Here is a 5,589-nt window from a genome sequence, read left to right on the forward strand (position 1 = left end):
ACAGGTTTTAGGAATATTGTCACGGCTCGTTGTGGGATTGACATAATTCGAGAGAACCCACAACAAAATCCCTGAATAAATTAATAATAAAATGGTCGGGGCGAGAGGATTTGAACCTCCGGCCCCCTGCTCCCAAAGCAGGTGCGCTACCAGACTGCGCTACGCCCCGACGTTTTTTTGTGACCTCTTAGCACTGTTTATTACCGTGCGCAAGCATTGACCGTTAAAGTTACCGCACCAGGCTGATCAGGGCCGTTTCGATGGCGTTACCCAGTGAGGCCGCATACCCGTCCAGCTGATGTTCGCGCGTTTGCCGGTTGGTTTCTGCAGCCGGACGCATGCAGCCCACTTCCACCAGCACCGCCGGCAGATCGGCTCCCATCAGGGGCGCCAAGGCAACGCCACTGATGGTCACGCTGTCAAATGCCTCGCTGTCGTCCAATGATCGTTTCAGCGTGCCGGCCAGATTTTGACTCCGATGCTGGTGCTGGATCTGGAGCCGGTTCCATTCCGGCCGGTCGGCATCCGATTGGACCGGCATGCCCTGGGAGGACGCCCCGAAGGGAATCTTCAATCGTTCATCGTTATGGTAATAGATGGCGGCGGCCCGGTCGCTGCAATAGGGTGCAACCGCCGCGTGCAGGCTGATCATCAGGTCCGCCCGCAGGTGGTTGGCCACTGCAGCCCGATCCGCCGGGGCCATGTGAATGTCCGCAGTCCGGGTCAATTCGACCCGGTGTCGTGCTTGCAACAGCGTCGCAATTTTCTGTGCCAGCGCCAGCGTGAACTGTTTTTCGGCAAACTCGCTGCCACGGCCCCCTCCGCTGTCGTTTCCCCCATGGCCGGGATCCAGGACGATCACGGCCGCCTGGGAGGGTAAGACCGGCAGCAACCCCGGCCCGACAAGCGACAGACAACCGAGAAGGGCGGCAATCACCCGGGTTCTGAAAATGGCGAATGGTTTGATCGTGACCATGGGAATCGTGAAATCCTTGACAGAAGGGCTCATCAATATTATCTAATTCGTTTGATTTTTTTGCGAAGTTTAGTTTATTTGCATAGAAAGTCAAGTTGCAGGATGGGTTTGGTTAGAAAGGTGATTCGATAAATCCATGCGAGAGTGGCGGAATTGGTAGACGCACTGGACTTAGGATCCAGCTCTGGCGACAGAGTGGGAGTTCAAGTCTCCCCTCTCGCACCATATCACCCCGGCATCGGTTGGGGGGCGGCAGCAAGGGCCGGTTGACCGTTGGCAGTTATCGACAACGGGTCCGCATCTGTGGTGTCAGACGCGGTGCCGCGTGGTATACTGTCGCAGGACGACAGCTTCTTTTAACCTGCGGCACCAATGGCAAGTCGCTCAACCTGAAATTTTCAGATGTTGCGGGCCAATCACATTACCGGGATTTTTTTTAAAGGAGCCCTGATGCCTGTCGCGTCGGGGCGCTTAATTTTTTACCTGAATTGACCCGCTTTCGGCGCCGGTCAGCAGCCCAAACTCTTCCACAATGAGCTGCATTCAGGGTTCAGAAAGGATAATTATGAAGGTTACCGTTGAAGATCGCAGTACCGTAAAAAAATTGTTGCACATTGAGGTTCCCGAGGCGGATGTGAAACGCGCACTGGATGAGGCTTACCAGAGCCTTAAAAAGACCGCCAAGGTCAAAGGCTTCCGGCCGGGTAAAACCCCGCGCGGGGTGCTCGAACGGCTGTATAAAAAGGATGTGAATGCCGATGTGACCGGAAAGCTGATCCAGGATGCCTACGTGGATGCGCTGAAGGAGACCAAGCTGAAGGTTGTCGGCTCACCCAGCGTAGATCCGCCCGAACTGACGGCCACGGGCGACTATTGCTTCGATGCCGAGGTCGAGGTTCACCCGGAGATTGCCGACATCGGGTTTACGAACCTGAAGCTGAAAAAGACACTCTACAAGGCCAGTGACGAAGAGGTGGACGTCCAGATCCAGATGATGCAGAAGAACCTGGCCAAAAGGGAGCCCATCGACGAGGCGCGTCCGGCGCAGAACGGCGACTTCGTGCAGGTGGACTACGAGGGCTTCAAGGGCGGCAAGCCCTTTGAAGATACCAAAAAAACAGAGAATTTCGTGATCAAGCTCGGCGATGCGCACATTGCCGAAGATTTCGATAAGGGCGTCGTGGGCATGAACCCCGGAGACGAAAAAGAGATTACCGTTTCGTTTCCCGAGGATTATTTCAACAAGAAACTGGCCGGCCACACGGTGGACTTTAAGGTCAAACTCAACGAAATCCGCAAAGAGGTGCTGCCGGAGATCGACGATGAGATGGCCAAACAGCTGGGCCCGTTTACCACCCTGGATGAGGTCCGCGATAAAATCAAGGAGAACCTGACCCAGGGATACGACAAGCGTATCGAGCAGGAACTCAACGAGCAGATTTTCAGCCAGATCCTGGAAACAACCGATTTCGAGGTTCCCGATGTGATGGTGGAATATGAACTCAACAGCATCATCGCCGATGCGGAGCGTTCATTTTCCTACCACAACAAGACTTTTGAGGAAGCGGGCATTTCCCGGGAGAGCCTTGCGGAAAAATATCGTGACACCGCCGAAAAACAGGTTCGCCGACAGCTGATTCTGGGTAAGATCATCGAGCAGGAAAAGATGGAACTGGCCGATGAGGACCTGGAAAAAGGGTTCGAAGAGATGGCCGCCACCTACAATCAGCCGGTGGACGTGATCAAGGGCTTCTATGGAAACAGCGGGGACAAGCTGGCGCTTTTTAAGCACGCCTTACTTGAAAAACAGGCGATTAAGCTTATAATGGAAAGGAATGAGATTGAATCGGTGGAGCCGGAAAAAGAGGCTCCCGAGGCTTCCAAATAGCCTATTTGACTCATGATTGCGGCGGGCGTTGCATTCCAACCGCTGTCGCTGTATCCTGTGTCTATCGTGCCTTCGGCATTGGAAGGGGTGCAGTGCGTCGGCAATGCGCCAAACGATGAACACGAAACGGATGTAAAGGAGACAAGAACGTGGCATTGATTCCAATGGTTATCGACCAAACCAGCAGGGGAGAGCGGGCCTACGACATCTACTCGCGGCTCCTGAAAGACCGCATCATCTTTTTGGGGACCGCCATCAACGACGATGTGGCCAACCTGTTGATCGCCCAGATGCTGTTCCTTGAATCGGAGGACCCGGACAAGGACATCAACCTTTACATCAATTCTCCCGGCGGTGTTGTCACCTCCGGGCTGGCGGTTTATGATACCATGCAGTACATTAAGCCCGACGTGACCACCGTCTGCATCGGCCAGGCCGCCAGCATGGGGGCGCTGCTTCTGGCTGCGGGCGCCGAAAAGAAGCGCTACGCGCTGCCTCATGCGCGGATCATGATTCACCAGCCCATGGGCGGATTTCAGGGTCAGGCGTCGGACATTGCCATTCAGGCAAAGGAGATCCTGCGCATGAAAGACGCCCTGAACGACATCCTGGTGCGCCACACCGGCAGGAGCGTTGAAGACGTCCAGAAGGATACCGACCGTGACAACTTCATGTCCGGCAAAGAGGCAAAAGTTTACGGCATCGTGGACCATGTTATCACCAACCGGGATGACCTGGATCATTTAACCGACACGGAGGCATGACATGGCCAAAAAAGACGAGCCCAACGACAATCTCTTCTGCTCCTTCTGCGGGAAGAACCAGAAAGAAGTTAAAAAGCTGATCGCCGGACCGGCGGTTTACATCTGCGATGAGTGCATCCAGCTGTGCAGCGAGATCATCGAGGAAGAGAACGAAAAAGAGGCGGGTGAGTTCGAGAACCTGATGATCCCCCACGAGATCAAGACCCGGTTGGACGACTATGTCATCGAACAGGACGTGGCCAAGAAGATCCTTGCCGTGGCGGTATACAACCACTACAAACGGCTGGATACGACCGTCAACGCCGGTGACGTGGAGATTCAGAAGAGCAACATCCTGCTGATCGGCCCCACCGGCTGCGGCAAGACGCTGCTGGCCCAGACCCTGGCGCGGTTTCTCAACGTGCCGTTTACGATTGCCGACGCCACCAGCCTGACCGAGGCCGGCTACGTGGGCGAGGATGTGGAAAACATTATCCTTTCCCTGCTGCAAAACGCCGATTACGATGTGGAAAAGGCCAAGCGCGGCATCGTCTACATCGACGAAATCGACAAAATTGCCAGCAAGTCAGACAACCCTTCCATCACCCGGGACGTTTCCGGAGAAGGCGTTCAGCAAGCCCTGCTAAAGATCATCGAGGGGACAACGGCCAGCGTCCCGCCCAAGGGTGGCCGCAAGCATCCCCAGCAGGACTTCGTCAAGGTGGACACCTCCAATATCCTTTTTATCTGCGGCGGCACTTTCAACGGGCTGGAGCAGATTATCAACCGACGCATGGGCAGCAAGCTCATGGGGTTCGGCGCCAAGGTTAAAAAGGAAAACGAACGCAGTCTCGGCGAGACGCTGCTCGAGGTCAAACCCGAAGACCTGATCAAGTTCGGCCTGATTCCCGAGTTTCTCGGCCGTCTGCCGGTCATCGCCACCCTGGATGAACTCAGTGCCGAAAGCCTGGTCCGGATTCTGACCGAACCGAAAAATGCATTGCTCAAGCAGTACAAGAAGCTTTTCGAAATCGAGGGGGTCAACCTGCGGCTGACCGACAGCGCGCTGGCCGCCATCGCCGATGAAGCCCTGAAGCGAAAGTCCGGGGCCCGGGGGCTGCGTGCGATCATGGAGTCATGCATGCTGGATATCATGTACGATATCCCCTCCAAGGAAGATGTCAAAGAGTGCGTGATCGGCGAGGAAGTGGTGCTGAAAAAAGAAGCGCCGATCCTGCTTTACGAACCTTCTAAAAAACAGGCCTGATACAAGCAACCACCGGCAGATTTAACGGGTTTGTCGGGGATCGAGGCAAACGATAAACTATGGTCAATATCCCGAAGTTTTTCAAGAATCATGAGATGGAAGCCCCCGCGGAAGTACTTCCCATGCTGCCGCTGCGGGACATTGTGGTGTTTCCCCACATGGTGGCCCCGCTTTTCGTCGGTCGCGACAAGTCCGTCAGCGCCCTTTCCAGCGCCATGAACAAGGACAAGCGCATCTTTCTGGCTACCCAGCGAAACGCCGGCGTCGACAACCCCGCGGAAAAGGATATCTGCGATGTGGGCGTCATTGGTACGGTACTGCAGCTGTTGCGACTTCCCGACGGCACCGTCAAGGCGCTGATTGAAGGAAAACAGCGCGCCCGCATCGAAAGGTACGTGCCTAACCCTGAATATTTTGAAGTCGATTTGTCCCTGCTGCCGGATATGCCCGGTGACACCATCGAGGTGGAAGCCCTGATGCGCGCGGTGGTCGAGAACTTCAGCCAATATGCCGGTATTAACAAGAGCATCTCCAAAGAGCTGCTATCCAAGATTTCCGCCATATCCGATCCATCCAAACTGGCCGATTCGGTCGCGTCTCATTTTTCCTTCAAACTGGAAAACAAACAGAATTTGCTGGAAACCGTTGACCTGGACAAGCGCCTTTCCCTGCTGGTCAAACTGATCAAGCTCGAAATGGAAGTCTATGAGATGGA

The 5,589-nt window shown here is 55.0% G+C and carries 5 protein-coding genes and 2 tRNA genes; 5 read left to right on the forward strand and 2 right to left on the reverse strand.

What is annotated here, in order from left to right:
• Positions 1–92: 92 nt before the first annotated feature.
• Together ABYV26_RS19340 and ABYV26_RS19345 are read right to left on the reverse strand one after the other, a co-directional pair.
• A tRNA-Pro gene (locus ABYV26_RS19340) sits at positions 93–169 on the reverse strand.
• Between the two features lie 60 nt (positions 170–229).
• A complete protein-coding gene (locus ABYV26_RS19345; RefSeq protein ID WP_372682998.1) occupies positions 230–1,009 on the reverse strand; it encodes an N-acetylmuramoyl-L-alanine amidase in 780 nt (259 codons plus the stop codon).
• A gap of 105 nt (positions 1,010–1,114) precedes the next feature.
• On the opposite strand from ABYV26_RS19345, the gene ABYV26_RS19350 reads away from it, so the two are divergent.
• The 5 genes from ABYV26_RS19350 to ABYV26_RS19370 all read left to right on the forward strand — a co-directional run.
• Positions 1,115–1,201 (forward strand) — tRNA-Leu (locus ABYV26_RS19350).
• Between the two features lie 340 nt (positions 1,202–1,541).
• Entirely contained in the window at positions 1,542–2,864 is a 1,323-nt protein-coding gene (gene tig, locus ABYV26_RS19355; RefSeq protein WP_372682999.1) for a trigger factor, read from the forward strand.
• 149 nt (positions 2,865–3,013) lie between these two features.
• Complete coding sequence (gene clpP, locus ABYV26_RS19360) at positions 3,014–3,628, forward strand: ATP-dependent Clp endopeptidase proteolytic subunit ClpP (protein WP_372683000.1); 615 nt, start codon at positions 3,014–3,016, stop codon at positions 3,626–3,628.
• A 1-nt stretch (position 3,629) separates the two neighbouring features.
• Complete coding sequence (gene clpX / locus ABYV26_RS19365; RefSeq protein ID WP_372683001.1) at positions 3,630–4,874, forward strand: ATP-dependent Clp protease ATP-binding subunit ClpX; 1,245 nt, start codon at positions 3,630–3,632, stop codon at positions 4,872–4,874.
• Positions 4,875–4,969: 95 nt separating this feature from the next.
• A partial coding sequence (locus ABYV26_RS19370) for an LON peptidase substrate-binding domain-containing protein (RefSeq protein WP_372683002.1) occupies positions 4,970–5,589 on the forward strand: 620 nt, incomplete at its 3' end.

This window comes from Desulfosarcina sp. (genome assembly GCF_041551955.1).
Classification (GTDB): Bacteria; Desulfobacterota; Desulfobacteria; order Desulfobacterales; family Desulfosarcinaceae; genus Desulfosarcina.

What these genes read in the sequence shown, in the direction of transcription:
- ABYV26_RS19345 (WP_372682998.1), bottom strand. Translation starts at nt 1,009, where the DNA reads ATGAGCCCTTCTGTCAAGGATTTCACGATTCCCATGGTCACGATCAAA.
- tig (WP_372682999.1), top strand. Translation starts at nt 1,542, where the DNA reads ATGAAGGTTACCGTTGAAGATCGCAGTACCGTAAAAAAATTGTTGCAC.
- clpX (WP_372683001.1), top strand. Translation starts at nt 3,630, where the DNA reads ATGGCCAAAAAAGACGAGCCCAACGACAATCTCTTCTGCTCCTTCTGC.